Here is a 379-nt window from a genome sequence, read left to right on the forward strand (position 1 = left end):
TCAAAAGGCGCCCGAACGTCTGGCGCATCGTGGATGATCTCAAGCGCTTTCTGGAAACGGATCCTGCCAAGAACATGCACACCCGTGACCTGCGTGATGACCTCACCTCCATGCTGGTCGACGAGCTGATGCTGTTCACATTTGATATCCACTCCTTGGCGCCAGGCTGGACGGAGGATGAGAAGTGTCAGCTGGCCCTCGAAGAGCAGTATTGGCTGGATCCAGGGCGAGCCGATGAGGATAGCGAGTTTGCCGAGGCGCGCTGGAAGTCAAACTGGCATGAAGCCATCAGCTCTCGTGCGGCTAGCTGGCTTAACCGTGAACTGAGCGACAAAAGTCCTCTCAGCCTCGGCGATGCGGAACATCATCATTGGAAGCG

General features: G+C 57.0%; 1 protein-coding gene. It reads left to right on the top strand.

Annotation, left to right across the window (positions count from 1 at the left end; translation table 11 throughout):
- Positions 1-29: 29 nt before the first annotated feature.
- A partial coding sequence (locus IOC61_RS17500) for a type I-F CRISPR-associated protein Csy1 (protein WP_324254735.1) occupies positions 30-379 on the top strand: 350 nt, incomplete at its 3' end.

The sequence above is a fragment of the Halomonas sp. KAO genome (assembly GCF_015595025.1).
Lineage (GTDB): Bacteria > Pseudomonadota > Gammaproteobacteria > Pseudomonadales > Halomonadaceae > Halomonas.